The sequence below is a fragment of the Mesorhizobium sp. M0051 genome, assembly GCF_040323235.1.
Classification (GTDB): Bacteria; Pseudomonadota; Alphaproteobacteria; order Rhizobiales; family Rhizobiaceae; genus Mesorhizobium.
In genome coordinates, this window is the sequence record NZ_JAMYUT010000015.1 from 124,473 (window position 1) to 148,256 (window position 23,784).

Sequence of the window (23,784 nt, forward strand, 5' to 3'; positions counted from 1 at the left end):
CCTATTTTTCCCAGCGCGTCTCGATTGGCGCGGCGATCCGCTCACGCGCCTCGGCCACCACCGACATCAGCGCCCGCAGCACCGCCTCGACCCCTTCGCCGGTAACCGCCGACAACAGCATCGGCGCGCGGCCGGCGGCGCGCTTCAGCGAGGCCAGCTTCTTCTTGCGCGCGTCGGCGTCGAGCGTGTCGACCTGGGAAAGCGCGACGATCTCGATCTTGTCTGCCAGGCCATGGCCATAGGCCTCGAGTTCGGCGCGCACGGTCTTGTAGGCCTTGCCGGGATCTTCCTCCTGGGCCGAGACCAGATGCAGCAGCACGCGCGTGCGCTCGACATGGCCGAGGAAGCGGTCGCCGATGCCGACGCCCTCATGCGCCCCTTCGATGAGGCCTGGAATGTCGGCGATGACGAACTCGCGCGCATCGATGCGGGCAACGCCAAGACCGGGATGCAGCGTCGTGAACGGATAGTCGGCGATCTTCGGCTTGGCCGCGGTGACGGCGGCGAGGAATGTCGACTTGCCGGCATTCGGCAGCCCTACCAGCCCGGCATCGGCGATCAGCTTCAGCCGCAGCCAGATGTTGAGCTCTTCGCCCGGCAGGCCGGGATTGGCGCGGCGCGGTGCCTGGTTGGTCGAGGTCTTGAAATGCTGGTTGCCGAAACCGCCATTGCCGCCCTTGGCAAGCAGAAAGCGCTGGCCGACCACGGTCAGGTCGCAGATCAGCGTCTCGTTATCTTCCTCGAACACCTGCGTTCCGGCCGGCACTTTCAGCGTGACGTCGGCACCCTTGGCGCCGGTCATGTTGCGGCCCATGCCATGGACGCCGGTCTTGGCCTTGAAATGCTGCTGGTAGCGATAGTCGATCAGCGTGTTCAGCCCGTCGACCGCCTCCACCCAGACATCGCCGCCACGGCCGCCGTCGCCGCCGTCCGGCCCGCCGAACTCGATGAATTTTTCGCGCCGGAACGACACCGAACCGGCGCCGCCGTCACCGGAGCGTATGTAGACTTTGGCTTGATCGAGAAATTTCATGGGATTTCGCAGTTTCTAATAGTGGCTTTGCGGCATTGCTCTAAACCTTGGGCCTTGCTCTAAACGAAGGCGCGGCGAAGGGCGAGGCCGTTTTATGACAATGGCCGGGCGGGATCGGCCGGAGAGATGTTGGAATGAAGCTTGTAACGTACAACATCCAGTACGGCATCGGTCTCGACGGGCAGTACGAACTCGGCCGCATCGCTGACGCTGTGCGCGGCGCCGATGTGATCGCTCTGCAGGAGGTGACCCGCAACAACCCCAGGAACGGCGGCCGCGACATGGTCGTCGAGATCGGCGAGGCGCTGCCCGATTACTTCGCCGTATATGGCAGTAATTTCGAGGCCAATATCGGGTCGCGCGTCGAGAACGGCCGCGCGATCACCAAGACCTTCCAACTCGGCAATATGATGCTGTCGAAGACGCCAATTCATCTGTCGCGCAACCTGCTTTTGCCGCGCAGCCGCAGCTTCGAGATGATGAACTTCCAGCGTGGGGCGCTGGAGGCGCTGATCGAGACACCGCTGGGTTTCATCCGCTTCTATTCCATTCATCTCGATCACCGCAGCCCGGTCGAACGCGCCAGGCAGATCCAGTTCCTGCGCCGGCGCCTGCTGAACTATGCACTCGAAGGCGGCGCTCTGTCCGGCGTCGCCGAGATCGGCCTGCCGGAATTGCCGCATCCCGAAGCCTTTGTCGGCATGGGCGATTTCAACATGCTGGCCGGCTCGCCCGAATATGTCGAACTCGCCGGCCGGCCGGACCACGAATTCGGCATGCCGCTGACCGCCGACTTCGCCGTCGATGCCGCCTTGCGCCTGAACGCCGGCGCCGACGATCTCGTCAGCTGGGTCGACCCCAAACAACCCACTGACCCCAACCGCCACAAGCGCATCGACTACATCTTCACCAGCGCTTCGCTCGCCAAATCCCTGAAGCGCCTGTGGGTCGACCGAAAGGCCGTCGGTTCGGACCACCTGCCGGTCTGGGTCGAACTGGGCTGACAGCCATTCATCCGGCGGCGTTTTCGCGTTCGACGATCGCCATCATGATCGTATCGCGGTATTCCCCGTCGATACAGATCGCGTCGCGCTGCACGCCCTCCCTGGCAAACCCGACCTTGTCGTAAAGAGAGATGGCGCGCGCATTGTCGGAATGCACGGAAAGCTCGACGCGGACAAAGCCGGCCTTGCGCGCCTGCGCCAAGGTCGCATTGATCAGCCGCAGTCCAAGGCCACGCCCCCGATAGGAAGGAATGATCCCCATTCCGAGGATGCCGCGATGCGCATGGATGAGCCGGTCATGGCGTGAGATGTCGCACCAGCCGACGACCTCGCCGCGGACAACGGCCACGAACCCGGGGTCGCCTCTGACGATACGGTCCATCGCGAAGCTTCGCGTTTGATCCAGCGATGGCGCCTCGAGGAAGGACAGGTACTTTCGCTCACGCGCTACGACATCGAGCGCCCGGTGAAAGCTTTCGACATCCCCAGGCGTGATCGGCGCGATCGCGGCCGTTTCAATATCGCTGCTGTCGACCATTGGCTTGACCGGCTTCATCCATCAAAAATGCACCCAGTTCCGCAGGCTGGTCCAGGTCTTCCTGTCGAGCCGGTAGCGCTCGACCGGCACCTGGCCGGCGACAATCGAGTTCAGCATGCCCTGGCCGGCATACTGGAACCCGCACTTGTGGATGACGCGGCGCGATGCCGGATTGATCACCCGCGTCGAGGCATGCAGCACCTGGATCGACGTCCTCTGGAAGGCGAGGTCGACCAGCGCATGCGCTGCTTCAGTCGCATAGCCCTTTTTCCAGTAGGGCTCGCCGATCCAGTAGCCGAGTTCCAGGCCGCGATCGGTGGTGTTGAGCCCCGCGCAACCGACGAACGTGTCGGTGCCGGCCAGCGTCAAGGCATAGGCGATGCCGGCCCGGCGCGACTTGGTCATGGCGAGGAAGGCGCGCGCCTCGGCCTCGCCATAGGGGTGCGGCATGCGGGCCAGCATTTCGGCGACATGACGGTTGTCGGCAAGCTCGACCAGCTGCGCGATATCGCCTTCGTGCGGCGCCCGCATCACCAGTCGCTCGGTGACCAGCACCGGGCAGTCTATCGCGTAACTTTCGTCTTCTGAGTCTTCCGCTTCGGCAACCATTTGAAAGTCCTCCAGGCACAAGAAAAAAGGGAGATGGAAACCCATCTCCCCTGATCCTTTTCCTGGCTTTGCCAGACACCGGTCCCGAGATGGGCGCCGGTGTTCTAGTACGGAACCGGCTACTCCGCGGCTTTGGTAATCGGGTTGACCGATACGTAGGTTCGGCCGTTGGCTTTTTTGTTGAACGTCACGGCGCCGGTCTCGAGCGCGAAAAGCGTGTGGTCCGTCCCCATGCCGACATTGACGCCGGGATGCCACGTGGTGCCGCGTTGACGAATGATGATGTTGCCCGGGATGACGGCTTCGCCGCCGAACTTCTTCACGCCCAGACGCTTGGAATGCGAGTCGCGACCGTTGCGCGACGAGCCGCCAGCTTTCTTGTGTGCCATCTAACTAACTCCGTTGCGCCGCAAGGCGCCTAAAAGGCGTTATGAACGCGTTCGCGTTCCGTTTCAAGTCCGATCCGGCGAGCTAATCGCCAGAAAAATCACTTCGCCGCCAATTCCTTGGCCTGCTCGCGCCAGTCCTTGATCTGGTCGGCGCTGAAGGGCATGTGCTCGTCGATCTTGGCGACATCCTTGTCGGTCAGCTTGGCGAGCTGGGCGAAGGTGATGATGCCCTGCTCGGCGAGATCCTTGGCTGCGACCGGGCCGATGCCCTTGATCACGGTCAGATCGTCCGGCTCGCCCTTCGGCGCCTTGAACAGCGGTGCCGCCGCGGTCTCGGCTGCCTTTGTCTCGGCTGCCTTGGCCTTGGGCTCCTTCTTCGACGCGGCTTCCGCCTTCGCTTCCGTGGCTGCCTCTGCCTTGGCTTCCTTCTTCGGCGCCTTGACCGCTGCCGTCTTGGTCGGCTTGGCGCCACCCAGCAGGATCTCGGAGATCCGCACGGTGGTCAGAAGCTGGCGATGGCCGATCTTGCGGCGCGAATTCTGCCGGCGGCGCTTCTTGAAGGCGATGACGGTGCGGTTCTTGCCCTGCTCTACGACTTCGGCGGTAACCACCGCGCCATCGACGAACGGCGCGCCGAACGTGACATTTTCGCCCTCGCCATGCGCGAGAACATGGCCGATCTCGACCATATCGCCGACCGCGGCTTCGACTTTTTCGATCTTCAGGAGATCGTTGGCGGCAACGCGATACTGCTTGCCACCCGTTTTAATGACTGCGAACATTTTTTGCCTTTCGCTGTTCGGTCGGCCTTGATGAACCGCCTCTGGCGGTTCGGCCGTCTTTTTGTCAGTCTGCGGGTTCAAAAAACAAGCGGCGCGGAAGAACCCTCCACGCCGATTGCGCGCTGTCCCTAACCGAAGGTTGAGTGCGAGTCAAGGCAGACAGCCGCCTCGTTTGCCGAGACTGTCGTTGGCGGGCACGGACCGGCCGTGCCCGAAGGACCGCGCACGTTACCATCGCCTGCAGGCGAGGATGACGGAAATCCGTGTGGGCTCGCCCGCAAACGCCAGTGTTAATCCGCCGCTTGTCTGGCAAGCCAAATAACTCACGGATTTGGCCTTGTAACCTGCCCGTTCAGCCGTTATCTAGTGCGCCGCGCCGGCAACGGCCGACCATGACCGCGGAGAGGTGGCAGAGTGGTCGAATGCACCGCACTCGAAATGCGGCATGGGTGCAAGCCCATCGGGGGTTCGAATCCCTCCCTCTCCGCCATATAAACAAGCTAAGAATTTGGTCTTATTGAGCTTTTTGGAAGGCTCGCTCGACAGCCTGCACCTTTGGCTGCACCTTTAAACCATGGTTGGACGTCGTTTTCGATGCCAACCAACGTCAATGTACACCATCTGTTCATCTGCCGATCAGCTCCCAAGGAACTCCGCGCTCAGGCTGCCCTGATTGGCGTCCAGCCATGCCTTGGATGCCTCGAAGTCAGGCGCAATCGTTCGCAGGAAATCCCAGAACGGAGGACCGTGCGAGCGATGCCGGAGATGGGCAACTTCGTGGGCGATGACGTACTCCAGCACCTTCTTCGGAGCGAAAACGAGATGCCAGTTGATGAGGATGTTACCCTCAGCGCCGCATGATCCCCAGCCGTTTGCGAAATCGGCGACGCGGATCGAGCGAGGAGCAAGTCCGAACCTGCTGCTGTAGTCTGCGGCAATCTCCTTCACATCACGCCGAACGCGCCGTTTGAGCCACAGCTTGAGTTCGCGGGCGACGAGTTTGTCGGCGTCGCCGCCTGCCCACGGCGGAAGATCGACTAGGAAGCCGTTGCGGAAAGTCAGATCTCGTATTGGCCTGCGCCGTCGAAAAGGCCCAAACCGGAATGGTTGGGTGATTTCGGTGTGCACATTGGAAACGCAGATCAACTGGAGCAGGCTATCAGCGAAGTCTATGGGGCTCTCGACGCTGACCTTCCCATTCTAGCGGCAATCGGCATGCGTACATGCTTTGATGTGGCTGCAATCCTCCTCGGGATCGGCGGCGACCTGTCTTTCAGCAAAAAATTGGACGAGTTGGTTCAGCGCAAGAAGATCGGCGGCCTCGATAAGGACCGTTTAGCACTGTTGGTGGATGCCGGTAGCGCGTCAGTGCATCGCGGATGGAAACCAAAGCCCAAAGAACTGGAAACCTTGGCAGAAATCTTGGAACACTTTGTGTTTGAGGCGTTTGTAGCACCATCTCGCCGCAGCCGCCTTGATGCGGAAGCGAAAAAGCTCGAAGGGAACGTGCCGTCTCGGAAGGGCAAGAAAGCTGAAGGCGATCCATTGTGATCGCAGCTTCAGCACAACGTCGCTGCGAACGAGCCAAAAAGCTCCGAACTCAAAGTCCGCGCACGCCTTTCGTGGGACCATGCAGCCAGCACCCCACATCAACCGGACAGCATCGAGTGCAGGATAGCCTGAACGTGTTCTTCCAGATCGAGTTCGCCGCGAGCCTCGACGGTGAGCAGATATTTCGCCTTGGTCCGACGGTCATCTCGGCTGATCACAAGATATGAGCAGACGCCCAGGAGCGCCCCCTGCTCGATCTTATCGGCCCGCGAGCGCTGGTCCCTGCTGCTTCCCATTCGATGAACACGGTGGAAATCGGCATAGGCCGCCTGATGTGCCGCGATCAGAGCCTGTAGCTTCGGCGATGTATTTTCGCCAGCGGGGTCGACGGCAACCGCTGCGCCGGTAAGCGCGAGAAGAGTACGGCGGGTAATCGCGGGCATGGATTACGTCCTCCTCGCTACCGATCATGCTGGACCATAGCACCACCGTGGAAGGGCGCAGAGATGGGCGGATGCTGTCTGCTGACAATGGGGTCAGTGGACTGTTCGAACCCAGAAGGAGCAATCCAATGTGGGGTCCCACAACCCACCCCCACCCCCTGGCTGCCGATGAAGCCCGGGGGTTGGTCAGCCGACCCAGCGGAGATTAACTCACATCCGGTTGCAAATGAGCTATGGAGTGACGAGGACCAGCAGTTGGCTGTGGGATCGTCTGCGCGAGAAGGTCCAGCGTTCGTGGGGCGCCATCTAGTGTAAAAGCGTTGCCCTCCGTAAGAACTAGCGTCCACCCTCTCCGTGTGTGTTATAAATGGATTATCGACGCTCGACCTCGACGCCGTCCTAAGGCCGACCGCCATTTCAGCATGCCCAAGGACGTATGTGCCGCACATGGGCTCAAGCCACCCGCCCGCACATCCGTTGTGGATTGACCCGCGAGGAGGGATCAGCATGTCAGAACGTCTCAACATAGGCCCGCTGCAACCTGGCGAAACGGCGCCCAATGTCGTGCTCGACGCGATTACCCGCGAGGGCAAGATCGCCATCGACGATTTCCGAGGCGAGAAACCAGTGCTGGTTGGGCTGTATCGAGGTCTCCATTGTCCTTTTTGCAGGCGTCATATCGCCATCCTTTCGCAACTCACCCCAGCCCTCAACGAGAAGGGCATCGAAAGCCTGACAGTGGTCAACACGCCCATCGAGCGGGCGCGCCTCTATCTGCGGTACCATCCGATGCTCGGCCTGCTCGCGGCGTCCGATCCGGAGCGAACTTCACACCGCGCCTTTGGATTGCCGAATATGCAGATCACCGAAGACGAGAGCGCATGGCCGCAAAAGGTTTCGATGAGCGATGTGAAGTCGATGCGGGTCGACTTGCCGGGCGAGATGCCGGAACCGATGGACCCGTTTGCGGCGCTCGAATATCTGAACAAGAAGGACAGCTACGATATCACGGAAGCGGATCAACAGATGATGGCCACCGGCATTGGGCAGCTCGTCGGCCAGTTCCTGCTGGACCGCGATGGCGTCGTTCGCTGGACTTCCAACGAGGTACTCGATGGCGGCCTATTCGGCGCCCCGAACACTCAGGAGCTGATGTCGGCAGCGTCGCAAATCGGAAGGTAAGGCGCAGCTTCGGTAGTGGGGCTAGGCGCAGGATTACGCGAAGTTAGCGCCTGTCGCCTGATCGGGGCCCCACAATCGGCACCACTCCCGCCACCGACAAACCCCGGCGGGGGTGCTATGGTCATGCGCCACCGCACGACTACCAGCGGGAGTTGAGCGGGGTTTGCGATCCAGACGTAGTACCTCCTGCCACTTCGTCTTGCATCCCAGCAGAAGCTTGCTCTGGTAGGCTGAGCTTCTTACGAGCATCCCGATTGATGATGTCCGTCACCTGAACAGCTGTCCATGTTCCGCCGCGCGCCGAAGCGATGCCGCGCGCATTGAGTGCTGTCGCGATCTGCCGGAGCGATTTGACCCCGCTTGCTTGGATGTCGCGGATGATCGGGAGGATGTTGGCTGCAAAGGCGTCGGCTTGCGCCGTGCGGACCGTACGAGACATCGCCTGTGCTTCGGCAAGCTTCGGTCCGCCAAGTTTGACGCCGCGCGCCTTGGCTGCCGCCAGAGCTTCCCTCGTGCGCTGGCTGATCACCGCCCGTTCCTTTTGGGCGACCGCCGCGTAGATGTGCAGCATGAAGCTGTCGACACCCATGCCCAATTCGGCAACGACGAATGGCACCCGATCCGCCATTAAGCCGCTGATGAAATGGACGTCACGGCTCAACCTGTCCAACTTGGCGACGATCACCGGGCAATCATTGCGTTTGGCCGCCGCCAACGCTGCGGCAAGCTGGGGGCGCTTGGCGAGTGCATCTGCGCCCTTGCCGGTTTCGACCTCGATGAACTCGCCGACTATCTCGAAGCCTTCGGCTTCAACGAAACGGGCGATGGCCTGCCGCTGTGCCTCAAGGCCGAGACCGCTCTTGCCCTGACGGTCGGTCGAGACGCGAAGATAGGTGATTGCGGGCTTCATGGGCGACTTCCTTGTTTGTGTAAGGAATGTATACGCTCGCAACCCTTCTTTACAAACCGCGCGACATCCGCTGCGAGGAAATCGCCGATCCGAAATCATGCGGCCGACGGACGCCATCATCAAGCTGTCGGCAAGCTGCATCTGCGGCTCGGACCTGTGGCCCTATCGCGGATTGCAGCCGGTCGACGGCCCGATGCATATGGGCCACGAATATTGTGGCATCGTCATCGAGGTCGGCGCAGAGGTGCGCACGGCCCGTCCCGGCCAGTTCGTCGTCGGCTCGTTCTGCCTCTCCGACAATACTTGCCCGCATTGCCGCTTCGGCTTCCAGTCGTCCTGTGTGCAGCGCGAGTTCATGTCGGGCGCGCAAGCGCCTTACGCCCGCGTGCCCTTGGCGGATGGCACACTGGTCGCCACCGCCGAGGTGCCGCCGGCCGAACTCATTCCTGACCTGCTGGCTGTGTCCGATGTGCTCGGCACCGGCTGGTATGCAGCCGATGCAGCCGAGGTCCGAGAAGGATCGACGGTGGTGGTGGTCGGCGACGGTGCGGTCGGCCTGATGGGCGTGCTTGCGGCCAAGGAGATGGGCGCCGAGCGCATCATCGCCATGAGCCGGCACGCCAGCCGCCAAAAGCTCGCCCGCGAATTCGGCGCCACTGATATCGTGGCCCAGCGTGGCGAGGAAGGCGTCGCCCGCATAAAGGAACTCACCAAGGGCGTTGGCGCGGACTCGGTGCTGGAATGCGTCGGCACGGCGGAATCCTTCGACCAGGCGCTGGCCTGCTCTCGCCCCGGCGGCACCATCGGCTATGTCGGCGTGCCGCACGGCGTGAGCTTCGACGGCCAAAAACTATTCTTCGGCCAGAAGCGTATGTTGGGCGGCCCGGCGCCGGTGCGCCGCTTCCTGCCCGACCTTATGGACGTGTGCTCAAGGGCGTGATCAAGCCCGGCAAGGTCTTCGACCTCAAGCTGCCGTTGGCCGAGGTCGCTGAAGGCTACCGCGCCCTGGACGAGCGGCGCGCCATCAAGGTCATGCTTTCCGTGTGAGCGAAGATTGGGCGGACGGCCTGTTCGCGCCCACAAATCAGAAAAGGAACAACGCATATGACGATGAGATTGAAGATAGCCGCCCTGGCGCTTGCGCTTTCGGTCGCCACGCCGGCTTTCTCCCAAGAGTCCCCGATCATCGGCGCATGGCGCATGAGGTCGCTCGAGGCCGGCGCCGATGGAAACCTCAAGCCCGTGCCATATTCCGGCCAGGTCATCCGAGTCCGGCACCCTCTCGGTGCAGGCCCAGAATCCCGACGCTGAGGCGCCGGACACGCCTTACACGGCGAATGGCTACGAAGCCTATTACGGGCCGGTCGCCATCAACGACCAGGACAAGACCTTCGTCATCACGATCGAGTCCTCCCTGGTCCGCAACCTTGTCGGGAAGAGCATGAAACGCAAATTCGAAGTCTCGGACAACAAACTGGTCCTCACGCCGGACAATCCGGCCGAGGGCTGGCGCGTGACCTACGAACGTTACTGATCGGAACAGCCGGCTGTCAAAGTGTTATCGGTGGCCACAAATGGCGCGGACTTCAGATCGAAATGGCGCGACAGCGGAACTGGTGCCAATCATGGCGGCTGTCTTCGCCGGCTTCCTCCTGATCGGCTTGGCGCTACCCGTCCTGCCGCTACATCTTCACCAGCAGCTCGGCTTCGGCCCCTTCGCAGTCGGGCTGGTGACGGGCAGCCAGTTCATCGCCTCGATGCTGTCGCGCATTGGAGCCGGAAATTATGCCGATGGGCGCGGCGGCAAGCGGGCCGTCATCGTCGGCCTCATTGCCGCTGCCCTGGCGGGGTTCATTTATCTCGGCTCGCTGGCATTGCTCGACCGACCGGTAGCGTCCGCATCGGCGCTCTTCGCCGGCCGGGCGGTACTAGGCGGGTCTGAGAGCTTCATCATCACCGGCGGTGTCGCCTGGGGCCTTTCCCTTGCGGGCGGACAGAACTCCGGAAAGATCATAGCCAGGGTGGGCATGGCGATGTTCGCGGCGCTCGCGCTAGGCGCGCCGATCGGATCTGCGCTTTACGCGGCGAGCGGCTTCGCCGCGATCGCACTCGCGACGGTCGGCCTGCCGCTTGCGACGCTGCTTGCCATCCTGCCTATGCGTGGCACCAGTCTCGCAGCGAGCGCCGCGCGACAGTCATGGGCGAGCGTGGCGCAAGTGGTCTGGCTTCCCGGCGTCGGAGCTGCTTTCAGCAGCCTTGGCTATGGCGCGATCCTTTCCTTTGGCGCGCTGCTCTTTGCTGAACGCGGCTGGCAGCCGGTCTGGCTTCCCTTCACCGCTTATGCCGCGTCGCTGATCGCGGCAAGGCTTTGCTTCGGCCACCTGCCTGACAAGTTGGGGGGCGCGCGCGTCGCCGTGATCTTCGTGGCGGTCGAAGCGGCTGGGCTGATGCTGATCTGGCTTGCGCCCGGGCCTTTTCTCGCCGCCATCGGAACAGGCCTGACTGGCCTTGGCTACTCGCTGGTCTATCCCGGTTTCGGTGCCGAGGCCGTAAGCCGTCTTCCGCCACGCAGCCGCGGCCTGGCCATGGGACTCTACACCGTCTTCCTCGACGTGGCGCTCGGCTTCGGCAGTCCTGCGCTCGGCTTGGTCGCCGCGTCGGCCGGGCTGCAATTCGTCTTCTTCGCCGTCGCGGCGGCGACGCTTCCGGCGTTGGGCATCGCTCTGCTGCTGGGTCGGCATAACCGTCCACTTTAGTGCCGGATATTCGGTGCTCGAGATGTTGGGCAACTACGATCGCTCCCGCTTCGCCGGCGACCTCTGCTTCCGGGCAATGGCGAGATCGACTTCTACGCAAGCCGACCGATGTGACAGGCCAGCGCCTCAAATTCCGGCCGGACTTGATCGATTTCCAATTTGGCGCCCGAAGGCGCGTGCAACGTCACGCTGGGAAATTTCGCAATCAGGGCAGGTCCAGTGCGGGCTCGGAGGGTCTCGGCTGCCTCTTTGAAAGTGGTGGCGTTATCGGCCAACTTGCCGTCGAACATCACGGTGATCGTCTTTGCCGCCGCAGCCATCTCTTTCATCGAGGCCTGGCGAGCCTCGATGAACGCATCACGGCGGGTAGCGGCGACTACCGCAGAGGCGCAGGCAAGCGACAGGATTCCTATGATGGCTGCTCGTCTCATTGTTGGCACATGGGTAGTGCGTCCCGATGTAGATTCTCGACCAGCAGACCAGGATGCATGATGAAAAGAGCGATCGTCCGGCGCGGGAGGCCTTGCATCGCAAAGGCCGCAACGATCGCTCCGGTGGCTGTTGCGTCAGCCGGCCTCTGTTGCTTTGCTTTCGAGGAATCGCTTGCGTCTCATTTCGACGAGATTTGCCAAACCGCCACGCCTGCAAGAATAAGACCAGCGACGCCTTCGATGGCCCGCGAAATGGCATCGAACAGGCGTGGCCGCCTATCGAAAAAATGCACCAGGCGCTCGCGAAACAGGATCGACAGCACCGCAACGCAAGACAACGTCAGCGCCACGCCGGCCATCATGGTGATTGCGAAAAGAATGCCGGCGACCGGAACGCCTCTGGATATCGCAAAGGTCATCGCGAAAAGCGTCAGCGGGCATGGGATCAAGCCGGCCATGACGCCGACGGCCTCGCCCTCATGCTTGTGGTGTTGGCCGTGGCTCCACGCGCGCCAGAGCATCCAAACGCCGATCAGGCCAAGCAGGCCCCGACTGACGTCTTCCAGCAGCGGGGCACGGCCAACACTGCCCAGGGCAATCGATACCAAAGGCAACGAGAGCGCAGCGATCAGAACCGCGATCGTCACATGCGTGAAGGAAAGTGTCAGCGATACCAGAAGCCCACGCCGGACACTGGCATCCGATCCGGCGAGATACGTGGCCAGGACCGCCTTGCTGTGGCCAGGCGTCAGCGCATGTGCCGCGCCGAACAGAACGCCCATCGGCAGAAAGGCCGTGAAGGCCAGCCAACCGCCGCCGACCGAAAGCAGTTTGATCTGCTCGGCCAGTGCCAGGTAGATCGTGCGTTGGAACTCGACAAGGGTTTGGAACATCAGGCTGGAACCGGCCTCATTCTCAGGTCAATTCATGGCGCATGGCGAAGATTCACTTTCGGGTTCTTGTTCCAGCTGGCATTGCAAGCAGGCCGAATTGGGACATGCGCCCTGCCTATACGTGGCTCTTTTTTCAGAACAGGTCGCCATTCAGCCAGCCTTGTCATGATCACGGCGCGGCTGGCGACGCCAAGCCTGATTGGTCCTTGTTCGTCGTCGCGCAAATGTAATTCAGGTTCTTGGTTCCGACGGCGCCGATATCGCCGACCTGGAATCCGCTCTCGGTCAACAGCGAGGCGACCGAATGCATGTCAACATGACCATGCCTGTGGAGCCTAGGCAATCCAGACTTGCGCACCGGCCTGCCGAAATCAATGAGCAACAGCCGGCCTGCTGGCTTCAGGACGCGTGCCGCCTCGCGGATGAAGGCCGATCGAACGGGCTTCGACAGGTGATGCAGCATCAGCGTGCCGACGACGATGTCGAATTGCGCGTCCTTGAAGGGAAGCTCCTGCGCCGTCCCATTGACGAAAGTGAGATCGAGACCTGAGCGCTCGGCCTTGGCGCGCGCCCTATCGATCATTTCGGCCGATGCGTCGACGCCGGTGACGCTTCCGCCCGAACCGACCAGCCGCTTCGCGGCAATGGCAAGGGTGCCCGTCCCGCAGGCGACATCGAGCACCGCTTCGCCGGGCTGGAGTTTTGCCGGGCGAAGCATGAGATCGCGAAACCGGCCCTCGCGGCCAAAGGTCAGAACGCGCGCAAGCAAGTCATAGGCTGCCGCCCGGTGCAGGACGATGCCGATGCCCCTGTCGCTCGCGCCGTGCGCACCCTTGCCGACCAGCCCCCCGTGTCGCAGGCTGCCCCACAGCGCCAATCCCGCGATCACGGCGAGGACGAGGCCGTGGAATGCCGCCGTCCAGGCACCGGCCTGAATATAGCCCATGCCCAATTTGGCGAGGACGAGGAAGCCGGCGACCAGCGACAGCTTGGCAAGCAGGGCCAACGCAATCACCCTCTTGCGCGAATGCGATCCATTACCGGCGTGATGATCAGATGAGTGCATGTCTGGCGACCTTCTGCTTCATTGCGGCATGCCCAAACCCGATTTGAGCTCCTGGACTTGGCGTATCATAATGGACACAATGTCTGGAAATGCTGTTGTCGGACACCGGACCGCCGAATGTCCGAAACCGGCCACTGCACAGGGCCATGACCATGAAAATCGAACGTGCGGGCGAGCGGAACACGATCGACCGACGCGTCGCGCGGACGCGCGGCCTGCTGCAGGACGCGCTCATCGCCCTGATCCCGGAGCAGGGATATGCCGCCGTCACCGTCGATGACATTTGCCAGCGGGCCAATGTTGGCAGGTCTACCTTCTATACCCACTATGCCGACAAGGATGCTCTGCGCAGCGCGACCATCGAGGCGCATCTGCGGTCGATAGGCCGCAGGCGCGAGGCGGCAAGTCAAGAAACAGGTAGCCGCCTATTCGAGTTCAGCCTGCCCATGTTCGAGCACGCTCATGCATTCCGACCGCTTCACCACGCATTGCTTGCAAGCAGCGGCGATACGATCCACGACGAATTGCGTGAGCGTATCCGGCGAGCCGTCCGGGAAGAACTCGTCGAGAAACGGATCGGCGATCGCGGCATGCCTGCCGAATTCGCCATTCAGTTCATCGCCGGCGCATTTCTTGCGGTCCTCGCCTGGTGGGTCGCCACCGACATGAACCTTTCACCGGCACAGGCAGACGACCTGTTCCAGAGGATGGCGGGAAAAGGCATCGGCGCCTAATCATTGGCACACTGGTCAAGCGATCGCCAGAACGTCGCACCTGCGGAATGACATAGGGCGCTCCGCTCATGGTGGTTCGGGCCGCGGGCCTGCTATGGACCTTCCCGCCGTTCCTCAGGCGGGCGAACCTTGCGGAACATCGCAAGCAGAAGCATATCGTAGACAATCTTCAAGGCGCCGGCGATCAGCAGCGGCCAACCGAAACCGGACATTGCGAGCAGCGAGCCGGCAAGCATCGGGCTGGCGGCTGCCGCGAGGCTGCGCGGGACAGCGGTGACACCCGCGGCCGCGGCCCGCTCACCAGGCGATACCACGGCCATGACGTAGGAGGTGCGGGTCGGTACATCCATCTGCGACAAAGCGCTCCTGATCAGCAGAAGTGCGATAACGGGACCGAGGCTCGACATGAAGGGGATGAGCAAAAGGCAAAGACTGGATGGCAGGTGTGTGAACACCATCGTGTTCACCAGCCCGATCCGTTTAGAGATTTGCACGGCCACCAGATACGACCCACCCGAAAGGATACCCGTCAAGAAGAAGATTGCGCCCGTCGCGGGGAGCGATAGCCCGAACCGTTGGAAAAGCCAAAGAGCCATCAACGACTGGACCACGAAACCGCCCGCAAAAGCGTCAAGGCTGAAAAGTGCAGCGAGCGTGAGGACGATGGTTCGAGATTTGCGTAGTGGTTCCGCCGGTACCGCACTCGCATCGAGCGGCTCATCCGGCAGTTTCCGATAAAGGAGCAGCGCTCCGAGTCCCAGAAAGGCATAAAGCAGGAAGGCGATCTGGAGAGCTTGCTTGATGTCCAGGCCGACAACCTGTCGGAGAATGTCGGGGGCTCCGGCCGCAAGAGCACCGACCGCCCCAACAAGTGAGCCGACAAGGCTGTAGCGTGCAAAGAGCGCGGTGCGGTCGCGGTCAGTGACACTATGGGCAAGTTGCGCATGCTCCAGCGGCAGAAACACACTGACGTCGCCCGAGGATGGGTTCAACGTTCCCACGAATGCGACAAGGAGCAGTGGCCAGAAATCCTGAACCAACGCGAAGGCGCTCCCCGTGACGACCATCAGGACGGCAGCTGCGATCAGCAGGGAGCGGCGAGAGAAATGGTGTGCGACAAACCCGACGGTCAAAGTGAGCGCCGCTGAACCAGCGAGCGTCGCTGTGGCGAGAACCCCGATCTTGAAAGGGCTGAAACCAAGTGTGGCCAAATAGGCGGGAAGCAGAAGACTGACGAGTCCGTCGCCGAATGCCCTCAATCCCCTGGACGTCAACAGAAGGGCAGCTGCCGGCCTGGCACCGGCAGGCAGCAGCGAAAACCTCTGTTTGGCTAAAGGTTCGCGCGAAGCATTCGTCGGCGTCTGGGCTGCCAGGTATGCCTCCTGCCGCAAAGTGGTTGCGCCTATGGCACTGCTTAAATCGATCCCGTGGCAACGCCATAAAGCACGCCCAGGACAGAGCATGTCGCGAGCACGGGGATCATGCCGATCTTGAAACGAAACACGGCCAGCAGCGCACCGACTGTCAGCACCAGCGACGGCAGGTTGACGGAGCTGAATACCGGCACATCCACCGTCGTGCCCAGCCAGCTGACCTCACGCAGATCGCGGAACAGCACATGAAGCGCGAACCATACTGCCAGGTTCAGGATCACACCGACCACCGCCGCTGTGATGGCAGACAGCGCTGCCGACAGGGCCTTGTTGCTGCGCATCGTCTCCATGAACGGCGCGCCGAGGAATATCCACAGGAAGCACGGAACGAATGTTACCCACGTCGTCAGCAGACCGCCGAGTGTTCCGGCGACCAGCGGGCTCAGCATTCCTGGCGCCCGGTACGCGCCCATGAAACCAACGAACTGGGTGACCATGATGAGCGGACCGGGCGTGGTCTCGGCCATGCCGAGGCCGTCCAGCATTTCTCCTGGCTTGAGCCAGCCGTAGTGCTCGACGCCTTGCTGAGCGACGTAGGCGAGCACCGCATAGGCGCCGCCGAAAGTGACCATCGCCATCTTGGAGAAGAAGATCGCGATGTCGGTGAAGACATTGCCTTGCCCAAGAAACACAAGAAGTGCCAGGACCGGCACGAGCCACAGCAGCAGACACACCGTTGCGATCTTCAGCGACCAGCTGATGGATGGCCGGGTATGCGCAGGCACCCCTTCGCCAAGCGCCGTATCAGCGTCGGCAACCTGCTTGCCGCCGACCTTGCCATGTCCGTTGCCCGACTGGAATGCAGCCCACCCTGCCCGTCCCCCGACGTAACCGATCACACCCGCAGCCAGGATGACCAGCGGGAATGGCGCGTGGAAGAAGAACAGAGCGATGAAGGCCGCCGCCGCAAGCCCGATCATGGCATTGTTCTTGAGCGCCCGTCTGCCGATCCGCAACACCGCTTCGAGCACGATGGCAAGGACCGCCGCCTTCAAACCGAAGAAGAGAGCCTGAACTGCTCCGACATTGCCCAAGATTGCATAGATCCAGCTCAACGCCATGATGGCGATCGCACCAGGCAGCACGAACAGGATACCGGCGACGAGGCCGCCTCTGGTCTTGTGCATGAGCCAGCCGATGTAGATGGCAAGCTGTTGTGCCTCCGGCCCGGGCAGCAGCGTGCAGTAATTGAGCGCATGCAGGAACCTGGTCTCGCCGATCCAGCGTTTCTCCTCGACGATGATGCGGTGCATCATGGCGATCTGACCCGCCGGGCCGCCGAAGCTGAGCGCGGCCACACGCGCCCACACCCGCGTGGCCTCAGCGAACGAAATGCCATGGTCGGGCGTGTCGTCTGGTCGGTTCGGTGCTGTCACGGTGTTCTCTGCATTGGCCATGATTAGTTCCTCGGATCACCCGCGCTTCGAGCGGAAATATCGATAGAGGTTGTCGAACACCGAAGCGCCCTCGGCGATCCGTTGCTCGTCACCGGCATTCGCCATGGCGATCCCGGCGATCAGGCTGGCAATGCCGGTAGTTTCCTCGCGATTGAACTTGGCGTCCTTGAGATCAATATCGTGGACGACCTCGGCGATCGCCTGCAAAGCCGTATCCGTAATGCCGGCGCGACCCAGCAGCACCTCGAAGCTGCAGCGGTCGCCTTCATGGGTGATTTCGCCCTCGAACATGTCGAAGCGCAATTCGCCCTCCTTTGGCACGTATCCCTTACCAGCGACGAAGCGGATTGTTGCATCGGCATCGATGAAGCGACGGATCAGCCAGCTGCAGGCGATGCGGTCGACATGCACGTCCCGGCGCGTGACCCAGGTCCGGCCCTTGAGCTCACCCGGCTCGGCCGCCTTCTTCGGTTCCTTGGTCATGGTGGCATCCTCAATAAGCAGTGCCTCGAGCTCGGCGATCAGTCCCTCGACAGTGAGGCGACCGCTGGCGCCAAAGAAGTCGATTTTCACGACGTCGGCGAGCCGCTTGCGCAAACGGCCGAGTTGCGGGCGCGCTTCCGCATGTTTTTCCGATGTCGCGTCGGTCTTGATCGCTACGGCCAGATCGCGCGCTTCCTTGACGATCTCCGCATAGTCGGCGTCACGGGCTGCGTCGAAGAGCGCACGGACCTGGGTGTCGGACAAACCATCTACGAGGCGCGCCTCGCACATCATCGCCTCGCCGCCGCCAGCGACGATCTCCTTGAGGAGCCATTCGAAATCCTCCTGCATCTCGGCATTGGCCGGCAGGGCGTAAACGGTGCTTTTGACTGCGACCGCGCCGATGCCTTGCAAGCGTCGCCAGATCTTCACCCGGAAGTAGGCGGGTTTGCTTGGCAGCTGATGGATCAGGAGCAGCCAGCGCTGCTCCTGTGATTGCCCCTCACTCATAAGTGAACCGTATCACGAACAAAGCCAAATGCAACACTTGTATCATTTTTCATTCGAGCATAGCGTTCGCCCCCTCACGGCCGTGCCGCAGAGTGGGGAAACCGATGCCACACCAGATCATGCCGTTGCCGTTCAAGCCGCCTCGCCTCGTCGGCCTCTCCGAGCGGCTGTTGGCAAGTCACTACGAAAACAACTATGGCGGTGCCGTTCGTCGCCTCAACGCCATCGAACAGCAGCTCGACGGGCTCGACTGGGGCGCGGCGCCAGTTTTCGACATCAACGGTCTGAAACGCGAGGAACTGGTCGCCGCCAATTCAGCAATCCTGCACGAAATCTATTTCGACGGACTCGGTGGCACCGGCGATGCCGGAGGCGATCTCGCTGCGGCTCTGGAGCGCGACTTCGGCAGCGTGGCCTCCTGGCGCGCCAAGTTCATGGCCTGTGCGAAGGCGCAGGCAGGAGGCTCGGGATGGACCCTGCTGACCTGGTCGGAGCGGCGCGACCGACTGACGATCCAATGGGCGGCGGACCACACCAACTGTCTTGCCGGCGGCATGCCGATCCTTGCGCTCGACATGTACGAACATGCCTACCACATGGATTTCGGCACCAAGGCCGGCGCCTATGTCGATGCCTTTATGAAGAACATCCATTGGGAACGGGTGGCTGCCCGCCACCGCCGGGCCGTCGCGCCGCGTGATCTTTCAACAGGATCGGCATCGGACGATGCGGTTCCAGCGATTGCGCCAGAGGAACTGCGGGCGCGTCTCGATCAAGGAGAAGACCTGATCGTGCTCGACGTCTGCCTTGCCGAGGATCTGGCAAAGCGCGGCGACATGCTGCCGGGGGCCAAGCTCCGCGCGCCCGAGAAGATCGCCGATTGGGCGGATGAACTGCCGACGGACAGGCCGGTCATCGTCTATTGCGTCTACGGCTTCCAGGTCAGCATTGACGCCGTCGCCGAACTGCGTCGCCGCGGCGTCAATGCGAGTGCGCTTTCAGGCGGCATTGCCGCTTGGCATGCGATCGGCGCGCGCACTGTCCCTCTGATGGTCAACGAAGAAAGGATTGCGCCATGAAATGGGTTACTCGCGAACGTCCGGTCATCGACCGCATTGCCTGCCCCTGGCTGATTGCGCGTTTCATCGACAAGGAACCTGAGTTCCTCTTCGTGCCGCCCGATCAGGTGATCCGCGTCGCCCAGGAAACGGGCGCCACGCCTTACGACGTGCCCGGCGTCGAATTCACGCATGTCGGCGACGGCTGCAGTTTCGACACCTTCGTTTCCAAAAATGGGCTCGAGCGCAACCCGGCGATCGTAACCATTGCCGCGATCGTACGCGGCGCCGACACGGACCGGCACGATCTCACGCCACAGTCGGCAGGGTTGCTGGCGATCTCCATGGGTCTGCGGGACTTGACGCCCGACGACCACGAGGTGCTGAAGCACGGCTTCGTCATCTATGACGCGCTCTACGCGTGGGCTTCGGGCCGCAAGGCGGAAACGCATAGCTGGCCACCCGCCATCAAGCCGGCGGCCGCATGACGAATTGGGCAATGGGGGCAGATCACAAGGAGAAACCCCATGCATGCAAAACTCGTAACCGGAGCGATGCTGATTGTGATGTCGGCGCTGCTCCAGCCGGCATCGGCGGCACCCGATTGGGAAACAATCGCAAAGGCGCTTGGCAAATCCGGAACCGAGACGCCTGATGGCGTCTACAGGGTCGGGCTGCCACGAACGGACCTGAAGGTTTCGCTCGATGGCATATCCCTGAACCCCGGATTTGCGCTTGGAGGCTGGATCGCGTTCGAACCCAAGCGAGATCAGGCAATGGTGATGGGTGACATCGTTCTGACGCAGGACGAAGTGAACCCCGTCATGAAGAAGCTTGAAGAAGGTGGGATCGAGATCACTGCGGTGCACAACCACTTGCTGCGCGCGGAGCCGATGACGCTCTACGTGCACGTCCTCGGCCAGGGCGACCCGGTTACGCTCGCAACGGCGCTTCATGCCGGATTGGCGCTGAGCAAAACACCGATGGGAGGCGGCGCCCAGCCGCAAGCCGCTCCGCAGATCGAGTTCGACACGGCCAGTGTCGACCAAACCATCGGTTACAAGGGTAACGCTAACGGAGCGGTCTACCAGTTTACAATACCGCGCGCTAAGCCGGTCGAGGAAAATGGAATGGAAGTGCCGGCGGCCATGGGCTCGGCAATAGCGATTAACTTCCAATCGACAGGTGGCGGCAAGGCGGCGATCACGGGGGATTTTGTGTTGACGGCAAAGGAGGTCAATCCGGTTATCAACGTCATGCAGGACAATGGCATCGAGATCACCGCATTGCATAGCCACATGCTCGATGAGAAGCCGCGGCTCTTCTTCATGCATTTCTGGGCGAACGACGATGCACAGAAGCTGGCGAAAGGACTGCGCGCAGCCCTCGACAAAGTCGCCGTCAAGAAGAGTTAGATTGGGTGTCCGCGCGCGTCCAACGGCGGAGTTCGGCCGGCTCGGAGCGAACGGCCTTCTTCCCGCCGCCTCGGGTTCTCCGGCGCTGCGTCTCTCCGCCATCCGCATTGCGCCGGAGATCGCCTTTCCATCGCACACGAGCGGCGGGCCGGGTTGTTGTGAACCGATACGTCCGGAACGATCGAAGGCTCGCTTCGTTCTGATCGGATGGACTGGATCAGACTAAGCCTCCTGGCGTTGGCGGGGTTCCTCACCTGGACACTGAACACCCTCTCGGCCGGAGGCGGGGGTCTGTTGCTGATCCCCGCCGTGACTTTCATCACAGGCAGCGCGGCGGTTGCGCCGGTCATCACCTTGACAGAGCTCATCGGCAATCCCGTCCGCGCCCTGGCCTTTCGGCGCGACATCGATTGGAGCCTGGTCCGTTGGTACCTGCCCGGCGCCATCGCCGGTGCCGCGGCGGGCTCCTGGCTCTTCGCCAACAGTCGGGCGGAATGGCTCCAGATACTCATAGGCATCTATCTGATCAGTGCAGTCTGGGAATTTCGCGGCGGCGCGCGCGAGCGGAGCTACCGAGCCCGCCGCTGGTGGTTTCTCCCGGCCGGCCTGATCGTCGCCCTGTTGTCGGCGCTTATGGGCACTGTGGGACCCGTCCTGAATTCGCTTTATCTGAACTACGGTTCGGAGAAGGAGACGTTGGTCGCCACGAAATCCGTGAACTCGTTTGTGACCGATGTCGTGAAGATCACGGTATTCACCGGACTCGGCGCGCTCGGTGGTCAGGCGGCTATATACGGCATAGCCGCGGGTTTGGGCGCCGCGCTTGCCAATCTGCTGGCCAAGCCCTGGCTCGAACACCTGAGTGGACAACAGTTCCGCCGCCTGGTGGTCGCGCTCATGGCTGTGAGTGGAGCGCTGATGATCTGGAACCAGCACAGCATCGTTGTGCAGGCCTGGCGGGCGGCCGGGCCCTAACCCGCTCAGGTTGGAGAAGCTTCGCCCGGTTCCGCCAGTCGACCTAATGATGGTGACCTTCGGGCTCGACCATCTTGAACCGCAGCACCTGTTCGCGATCTTTCGCAATCAGCACCAGCCTTGCCCGGAATTCATGCGGCTCGGCAGGGGCGACGGTGCTCTCAAGGCGGTGATGGTTGTCGCCGACAGGTTCGAGGCGAATCGTTTCCGGCCCGCCGGACCGGTCGATGAATACCGTCGCCGTCAGATCGTCGGCATGCCGGTCGATCGTCAGCCGCATCCGCTCGCCAGCCGGTGTATCGACGATCTCTAATGTGCCAGCAGCCAGATCGCAGGCGACCTTGAAGGGCTCCGGCGCATGATGGTGAGCACCAGAGGTTTCCGCGCCAGTGACGGCCGGCGCGGCCGGGCTCAACAGGCGGACATTGGCTTCCGCCAACGCCGGCAAGTGGGCGAACAACTCCTCCTTGAGGGCTTCGGTAACACCCAGCACGTCCTTGGCCGTCGCCGCATGCGGAACGCTGATGGCGACGTCGGCATGCAGGCGATGTCCGATCCAGCGTGCCTGCACGCCTTCAACGCGCCCGATGCCCGACACGTGTTCGGCGGCATGATGGATTTCGTCGATGACGCCGGGTTCGACTCCGTCGAGCATGCGCGTCAACACGGCTTTCGACGACTGCCAGACGATGGCGAAAATCGCCACGGTGATCAGCAGCCCGATGATCGGATCGGCAAGCGGAAAGCCCAGCCAGACGCCGATAGCGCCGAGCACGACCGCCAGGCTGGTGAAGCCGTCGGTGCGGGCATGATAGCCGTCCGCGATCAGGGCTGCGCTGTTGATCTCTCGCCCGACGCGGATACGAAATACGGCGACCGCTTCATTGCCGATGAACCCTATGAGGCCGGCGATGGCGACCCATCCGAGAAATGCGATGGGCCGCGGCTTGATCAGCCTGTCGATCGCCTCGTAGCCGGCGACGATGGCGCTGAACAGGATGATGAGAACGATGACGATCCCAGCCAGATCCTCGACCCGGCCCAGTCCGTAGGTGAACGTCTTGCTCGGTTTGCGGCGGGCCAGCACGAAGGCGATCCACAGCGGAATGGCAGTAACCGCGTCGCCGACATTGTGGATCATGTCGGCCAGCAGCGCCACGCTGCCGGAGAGGAACACGACCACAAGCTGGAGCGCTGCCGTGATGGCCAGAACGACGAATGACCATTTGATCGCCCAGATGCCGCGCGTCGTCGTGGCGATCGTCGGGTCGATGACGCCATGGGTGTGGCCATGGCGACCATCACCGTGGTCATGTCCGTGGCCGCTGAAGCCCTCTGTCATAGGGCCGAAGCCGAACCAGTCCCGCACTCTACCAAGCATGACGTTACTCACAGGTACTTGGTAATATCCTTGAACTCGTCGATCGAGCGGCGCTGCTCGCGCGCCAAGGGCCCGACGACGTCTTCAAGGCAATGGTTGAGATGATCCTGGATCAGGGTCTTCTTGGCTTGCGAGATGGCCTTCTCGACAGCATGAAGCTGCTGGGCGAGGTCGAGGCAGGGCCGGCCCGCTTCGATCATGTCGATGACGCCCTTGAGATGTCCATCGGCCCTTTTCAGGCGCTTGACGATATCGGGATGGGTTTCGTGGATGTGGGATTGGCCGCTCATGCGACGGATACTATCCTCCTGGAGGGGATGTAACAAGCCTCAGAAGGCCTTGATCGCAGCCCTTTGTCTCGTCAAAATCCTTTACGGCAAAGGTTTTCAATATCAGCTTTTGCCAGTCCTTCGATGCCGAGTGCTGGAAGGATATTATTGTCTCCTTTGAGATCGCGACCATAAGCGGCCGAGAATATGTTGATTTCCAGCCTCATGAAGGATTTGCTTGGTTTCCGCTGATCTTCCCCAAGAGTTCCGTCGGCAGCAGCCCGAAAGGAACGTCCTCCAGAACATAGCGACTTTCGATAGTTGACGGGCCCAAGCCGCCGCGGCCTTGGCGATCCATCTCCTGGTTCATTTCCGAAACGTCGCCCATAGGGACGTGAAACGATATTCCTATCTTGGGAATGTAAAGCCGCATTGATATGGCCCCGGATGCGGTTTTGTCGACCGTGAACTATCCGCAAGCCGTTGATCTGGCATGTTGATTGAGGCGGATAGCGGCTTTTGGATTGCAGGATTAGCGGTTT

The 23,784-nt window shown here is 61.9% G+C and carries 26 protein-coding genes, 1 tRNA gene and 2 pseudogenes; 12 read left to right on the forward strand and 17 right to left on the reverse strand.

All coding sequences use genetic code 11. The features are described 5' to 3' along the window. Window position 1: 1 nt before the first annotated feature. Window positions 2–1,033, reverse strand: coding sequence for a GTPase ObgE (gene obgE / locus NKJ90_RS17475; protein ID WP_352486404.1), 1,032 nt, complete (start codon window positions 1,031–1,033; stop codon window positions 2–4). Window positions 1,034–1,167: 134 nt separating this feature from the next. Between obgE and NKJ90_RS17480 the strand changes: the two genes are divergently transcribed. Then, the gene (locus NKJ90_RS17480; RefSeq protein ID WP_352486405.1) at window positions 1,168–2,037 is read left to right on the forward strand and encodes an endonuclease/exonuclease/phosphatase family protein; all 870 of its coding nucleotides are present in this window, start codon (window positions 1,168–1,170) and stop codon (window positions 2,035–2,037) included. Window positions 2,038–2,044: 7 nt separating this feature from the next. Here the strand turns inward: NKJ90_RS17480 and NKJ90_RS17485 are convergent, their stop codons facing one another. The 4 genes from NKJ90_RS17485 to NKJ90_RS17500 form a co-directional block, all read right to left on the reverse strand. Beyond that, window positions 2,045–2,575 (reverse strand): GNAT family N-acetyltransferase, encoded by a 531-nt coding sequence (locus tag NKJ90_RS17485; RefSeq protein ID WP_023758578.1) that lies wholly within the window; start codon window positions 2,573–2,575, stop codon window positions 2,045–2,047. Between the two features lie 21 nt (window positions 2,576–2,596). Continuing rightward, a complete protein-coding gene (locus NKJ90_RS17490; protein ID WP_023758577.1) occupies window positions 2,597–3,184 on the reverse strand; it encodes a GNAT family N-acetyltransferase in 588 nt (195 codons plus the stop codon). Between the two features lie 119 nt (window positions 3,185–3,303). Further along, window positions 3,304–3,573: a 50S ribosomal protein L27 gene (gene rpmA / locus NKJ90_RS17495; RefSeq protein WP_015315190.1), complete on the reverse strand. Its 270-nt coding sequence runs from the start codon at window positions 3,571–3,573 to the stop codon at window positions 3,304–3,306. Between the two features lie 98 nt (window positions 3,574–3,671). After that, window positions 3,672–4,355: a 50S ribosomal protein L21 gene (locus NKJ90_RS17500; protein ID WP_023758576.1), complete on the reverse strand. Its 684-nt coding sequence runs from the start codon at window positions 4,353–4,355 to the stop codon at window positions 3,672–3,674. A 400-nt stretch (window positions 4,356–4,755) separates the two neighbouring features. Here NKJ90_RS17500 and NKJ90_RS17505 point away from each other — a divergent pair. After that, window positions 4,756–4,845: transfer RNA gene (locus tag NKJ90_RS17505), tRNA-Ser, on the forward strand. 146 nt (window positions 4,846–4,991) lie between these two features. Here NKJ90_RS17505 and NKJ90_RS17510 read toward each other — a convergent pair. After that, window positions 4,992–5,483 (reverse strand): M48 family metallopeptidase, encoded by a 492-nt coding sequence (locus NKJ90_RS17510; RefSeq protein WP_023758575.1) that lies wholly within the window; start codon window positions 5,481–5,483, stop codon window positions 4,992–4,994. On the opposite strand from NKJ90_RS17510, the gene NKJ90_RS17515 reads away from it, so the two are divergent. Beyond that, window positions 5,463–5,906 carry a DUF4145 domain-containing protein gene (locus NKJ90_RS17515; RefSeq protein WP_198032209.1) on the forward strand — a complete coding sequence of 148 codons (444 nt, stop codon included), beginning with the start codon at window positions 5,463–5,465 and terminating at the stop codon, window positions 5,904–5,906. The genes NKJ90_RS17510 and NKJ90_RS17515 overlap by 21 nt on opposite strands. 98 nt (window positions 5,907–6,004) lie before the next feature. Here NKJ90_RS17515 and NKJ90_RS17520 read toward each other — a convergent pair whose 3' ends face one another. Next, entirely contained in the window at window positions 6,005–6,349 is a 345-nt protein-coding gene (locus tag NKJ90_RS17520; RefSeq protein ID WP_023758573.1) for a hypothetical protein, read from the reverse strand. 507 nt (window positions 6,350–6,856) lie between these two features. On the opposite strand from NKJ90_RS17520, the gene NKJ90_RS17525 reads away from it, so the two are divergent. Further along, window positions 6,857–7,531 carry a peroxiredoxin-like family protein gene (locus NKJ90_RS17525; protein ID WP_023758572.1) on the forward strand — a complete coding sequence of 225 codons (675 nt, stop codon included), beginning with the start codon at window positions 6,857–6,859 and terminating at the stop codon, window positions 7,529–7,531. Window positions 7,532–7,670: 139 nt separating this feature from the next. On the opposite strand, the gene NKJ90_RS17530 is transcribed toward NKJ90_RS17525, so the two are convergent. Next, window positions 7,671–8,441, reverse strand: coding sequence for a recombinase family protein (locus NKJ90_RS17530; RefSeq protein WP_023758571.1), 771 nt, complete (start codon window positions 8,439–8,441; stop codon window positions 7,671–7,673). A gap of 26 nt (window positions 8,442–8,467) precedes the next feature. Here NKJ90_RS17530 and NKJ90_RS17535 point away from each other — a divergent pair. The 3 genes and pseudogenes from NKJ90_RS17535 (at window position 8,468) to NKJ90_RS17545 (ending at window position 11,197) form a co-directional block, all read left to right on the forward strand. Next, window positions 8,468–9,488 (forward strand): annotated as a pseudogene (locus tag NKJ90_RS17535) (zinc-dependent alcohol dehydrogenase family protein). Window positions 9,489–9,666: 178 nt separating this feature from the next. Continuing rightward, complete coding sequence (locus NKJ90_RS17540) at window positions 9,667–9,975, forward strand: lipocalin-like domain-containing protein (protein ID WP_245266533.1); 309 nt, start codon at window positions 9,667–9,669, stop codon at window positions 9,973–9,975. A 40-nt stretch (window positions 9,976–10,015) separates the two neighbouring features. Next, complete coding sequence (locus NKJ90_RS17545) at window positions 10,016–11,197, forward strand: arabinose transporter (protein WP_352486407.1); 1,182 nt, start codon at window positions 10,016–10,018, stop codon at window positions 11,195–11,197. Window positions 11,198–11,289: 92 nt separating this feature from the next. Here the strand turns inward: NKJ90_RS17545 and NKJ90_RS17550 are convergent, their stop codons facing one another. From NKJ90_RS17550 to NKJ90_RS17560, 3 genes are all read right to left on the reverse strand, one after another. Continuing rightward, window positions 11,290–11,628 carry a cytochrome c gene (locus NKJ90_RS17550; protein WP_023758567.1) on the reverse strand — a complete coding sequence of 113 codons (339 nt, stop codon included), beginning with the start codon at window positions 11,626–11,628 and terminating at the stop codon, window positions 11,290–11,292. Window positions 11,629–11,807: 179 nt separating this feature from the next. Then, window positions 11,808–12,521 carry a nickel/cobalt transporter gene (locus NKJ90_RS17555; protein ID WP_023758566.1) on the reverse strand — a complete coding sequence of 238 codons (714 nt, stop codon included), beginning with the start codon at window positions 12,519–12,521 and terminating at the stop codon, window positions 11,808–11,810. 169 nt (window positions 12,522–12,690) lie between these two features. After that, window positions 12,691–13,527: a class I SAM-dependent methyltransferase gene (locus tag NKJ90_RS17560; RefSeq protein WP_023758565.1), complete on the reverse strand. Its 837-nt coding sequence runs from the start codon at window positions 13,525–13,527 to the stop codon at window positions 12,691–12,693. Between the two features lie 212 nt (window positions 13,528–13,739). On the opposite strand from NKJ90_RS17560, the gene NKJ90_RS17565 reads away from it, so the two are divergent. Then, window positions 13,740–14,321 (forward strand): TetR/AcrR family transcriptional regulator, encoded by a 582-nt coding sequence (locus tag NKJ90_RS17565; protein WP_084025333.1) that lies wholly within the window; start codon window positions 13,740–13,742, stop codon window positions 14,319–14,321. 92 nt (window positions 14,322–14,413) lie between these two features. Here NKJ90_RS17565 and NKJ90_RS17570 read toward each other — a convergent pair whose 3' ends face one another. The 3 genes from NKJ90_RS17570 to NKJ90_RS17580 all read right to left on the reverse strand — a co-directional run bounded on the left by NKJ90_RS17570 (window position 14,414) and on the right by NKJ90_RS17580 (window position 18,144). Further along, window positions 14,414–15,634 carry an MFS transporter gene (locus NKJ90_RS17570; protein ID WP_352486413.1) on the reverse strand — a complete coding sequence of 407 codons (1,221 nt, stop codon included), beginning with the start codon at window positions 15,632–15,634 and terminating at the stop codon, window positions 14,414–14,416. A 101-nt stretch (window positions 15,635–15,735) separates the two neighbouring features. Beyond that, window positions 15,736–17,151 carry a chromate efflux transporter gene (gene chrA / locus NKJ90_RS17575; protein ID WP_023758563.1) on the reverse strand — a complete coding sequence of 472 codons (1,416 nt, stop codon included), beginning with the start codon at window positions 17,149–17,151 and terminating at the stop codon, window positions 15,736–15,738. Window positions 17,152–17,166: 15 nt separating this feature from the next. Continuing rightward, on the reverse strand, window positions 17,167–18,144 hold the full coding sequence (locus NKJ90_RS17580) for a chromate resistance protein ChrB domain-containing protein (protein WP_023758562.1): 978 nt from the start codon (window positions 18,142–18,144) through the stop codon (window positions 17,167–17,169). Window positions 18,145–18,248: 104 nt separating this feature from the next. On the opposite strand from NKJ90_RS17580, the gene NKJ90_RS17585 reads away from it, so the two are divergent. The 4 genes from NKJ90_RS17585 (at window position 18,249) to NKJ90_RS17600 (ending at window position 21,592) form a co-directional block, all read left to right on the forward strand. Beyond that, window positions 18,249–19,223, forward strand: a complete 975-nt coding sequence (locus NKJ90_RS17585) for a Fe-Mn family superoxide dismutase (RefSeq protein WP_352486408.1) — start codon at window positions 18,249–18,251, stop codon at window positions 19,221–19,223. Further along, window positions 19,220–19,690, forward strand: coding sequence for a chromate resistance protein ChrB domain-containing protein (locus NKJ90_RS17590; protein ID WP_023758560.1), 471 nt, complete (start codon window positions 19,220–19,222; stop codon window positions 19,688–19,690). The genes NKJ90_RS17585 and NKJ90_RS17590 overlap by 4 nt, the downstream gene beginning before the upstream one ends. Window positions 19,691–19,768: 78 nt before the next feature. Continuing rightward, entirely contained in the window at window positions 19,769–20,617 is an 849-nt protein-coding gene (locus tag NKJ90_RS17595; protein ID WP_245266528.1) for a DUF1259 domain-containing protein, read from the forward strand. 207 nt (window positions 20,618–20,824) lie between these two features. Further along, a complete protein-coding gene (locus NKJ90_RS17600; RefSeq protein ID WP_352486409.1) occupies window positions 20,825–21,592 on the forward strand; it encodes a sulfite exporter TauE/SafE family protein in 768 nt (255 codons plus the stop codon). Between the two features lie 43 nt (window positions 21,593–21,635). Here NKJ90_RS17600 and NKJ90_RS17605 read toward each other — a convergent pair whose 3' ends face one another. The 3 genes and pseudogenes from NKJ90_RS17605 to NKJ90_RS33525 form a co-directional block, all read right to left on the reverse strand. Then, window positions 21,636–22,973, reverse strand: coding sequence for a cation diffusion facilitator family transporter (locus NKJ90_RS17605; protein ID WP_352486410.1), 1,338 nt, complete (start codon window positions 22,971–22,973; stop codon window positions 21,636–21,638). Between the two features lie 8 nt (window positions 22,974–22,981). Then, window positions 22,982–23,263: a metal-sensing transcriptional repressor gene (locus NKJ90_RS17610; protein ID WP_023758556.1), complete on the reverse strand. Its 282-nt coding sequence runs from the start codon at window positions 23,261–23,263 to the stop codon at window positions 22,982–22,984. Window positions 23,264–23,334: 71 nt separating this feature from the next. Further along, window positions 23,335–23,784 (reverse strand): annotated as a pseudogene (locus tag NKJ90_RS33525) (hypothetical protein); the annotation flags it as partial.

Excerpts from the sequence above, each read along its gene's own strand:
- obgE (WP_352486404.1), bottom strand. The coding sequence starts at position 1,033 with ATGAAATTTCTCGATCAAGCCAAAGTCTACATACGCTCCGGTGACGGC.
- NKJ90_RS17480 (WP_352486405.1), top strand. The coding sequence starts at position 1,168 with ATGAAGCTTGTAACGTACAACATCCAGTACGGCATCGGTCTCGACGGG.
- NKJ90_RS17485 (WP_023758578.1), bottom strand. The coding sequence starts at position 2,575 with ATGGTCGACAGCAGCGATATTGAAACGGCCGCGATCGCGCCGATCACG.
- NKJ90_RS17490 (WP_023758577.1), bottom strand. The coding sequence starts at position 3,184 with ATGGTTGCCGAAGCGGAAGACTCAGAAGACGAAAGTTACGCGATAGAC.
- rpmA (WP_015315190.1), bottom strand. The coding sequence starts at position 3,573 with ATGGCACACAAGAAAGCTGGCGGCTCGTCGCGCAACGGTCGCGACTCG.
- NKJ90_RS17500 (WP_023758576.1), bottom strand. The coding sequence starts at position 4,355 with ATGTTCGCAGTCATTAAAACGGGTGGCAAGCAGTATCGCGTTGCCGCC.
- NKJ90_RS17520 (WP_023758573.1), bottom strand. The coding sequence starts at position 6,349 with ATGCCCGCGATTACCCGCCGTACTCTTCTCGCGCTTACCGGCGCAGCG.
- NKJ90_RS17525 (WP_023758572.1), top strand. The coding sequence starts at position 6,857 with ATGTCAGAACGTCTCAACATAGGCCCGCTGCAACCTGGCGAAACGGCG.
- NKJ90_RS17530 (WP_023758571.1), bottom strand. The coding sequence starts at position 8,441 with ATGAAGCCCGCAATCACCTATCTTCGCGTCTCGACCGACCGTCAGGGC.
- NKJ90_RS17540 (WP_245266533.1), top strand. The coding sequence starts at position 9,667 with ATGGAAACCTCAAGCCCGTGCCATATTCCGGCCAGGTCATCCGAGTCC.
- NKJ90_RS17545 (WP_352486407.1), top strand. The coding sequence starts at position 10,016 with ATGGCGCGGACTTCAGATCGAAATGGCGCGACAGCGGAACTGGTGCCA.
- NKJ90_RS17550 (WP_023758567.1), bottom strand. The coding sequence starts at position 11,628 with ATGAGACGAGCAGCCATCATAGGAATCCTGTCGCTTGCCTGCGCCTCT.
- NKJ90_RS17555 (WP_023758566.1), bottom strand. The coding sequence starts at position 12,521 with ATGTTCCAAACCCTTGTCGAGTTCCAACGCACGATCTACCTGGCACTG.
- NKJ90_RS17565 (WP_084025333.1), top strand. The coding sequence starts at position 13,740 with ATGAAAATCGAACGTGCGGGCGAGCGGAACACGATCGACCGACGCGTC.
- chrA (WP_023758563.1), bottom strand. The coding sequence starts at position 17,151 with ATGGCCAATGCAGAGAACACCGTGACAGCACCGAACCGACCAGACGAC.
- NKJ90_RS17580 (WP_023758562.1), bottom strand. The coding sequence starts at position 18,144 with ATGAGTGAGGGGCAATCACAGGAGCAGCGCTGGCTGCTCCTGATCCAT.
- NKJ90_RS17585 (WP_352486408.1), top strand. The coding sequence starts at position 18,249 with ATGCCACACCAGATCATGCCGTTGCCGTTCAAGCCGCCTCGCCTCGTC.
- NKJ90_RS17590 (WP_023758560.1), top strand. The coding sequence starts at position 19,220 with ATGAAATGGGTTACTCGCGAACGTCCGGTCATCGACCGCATTGCCTGC.
- NKJ90_RS17595 (WP_245266528.1), top strand. The coding sequence starts at position 19,769 with ATGTCGGCGCTGCTCCAGCCGGCATCGGCGGCACCCGATTGGGAAACA.
- NKJ90_RS17600 (WP_352486409.1), top strand. The coding sequence starts at position 20,825 with ATGGACTGGATCAGACTAAGCCTCCTGGCGTTGGCGGGGTTCCTCACC.
- NKJ90_RS17605 (WP_352486410.1), bottom strand. The coding sequence starts at position 22,973 with ATGCTTGGTAGAGTGCGGGACTGGTTCGGCTTCGGCCCTATGACAGAG.
- NKJ90_RS17610 (WP_023758556.1), bottom strand. The coding sequence starts at position 23,263 with ATGAGCGGCCAATCCCACATCCACGAAACCCATCCCGATATCGTCAAG.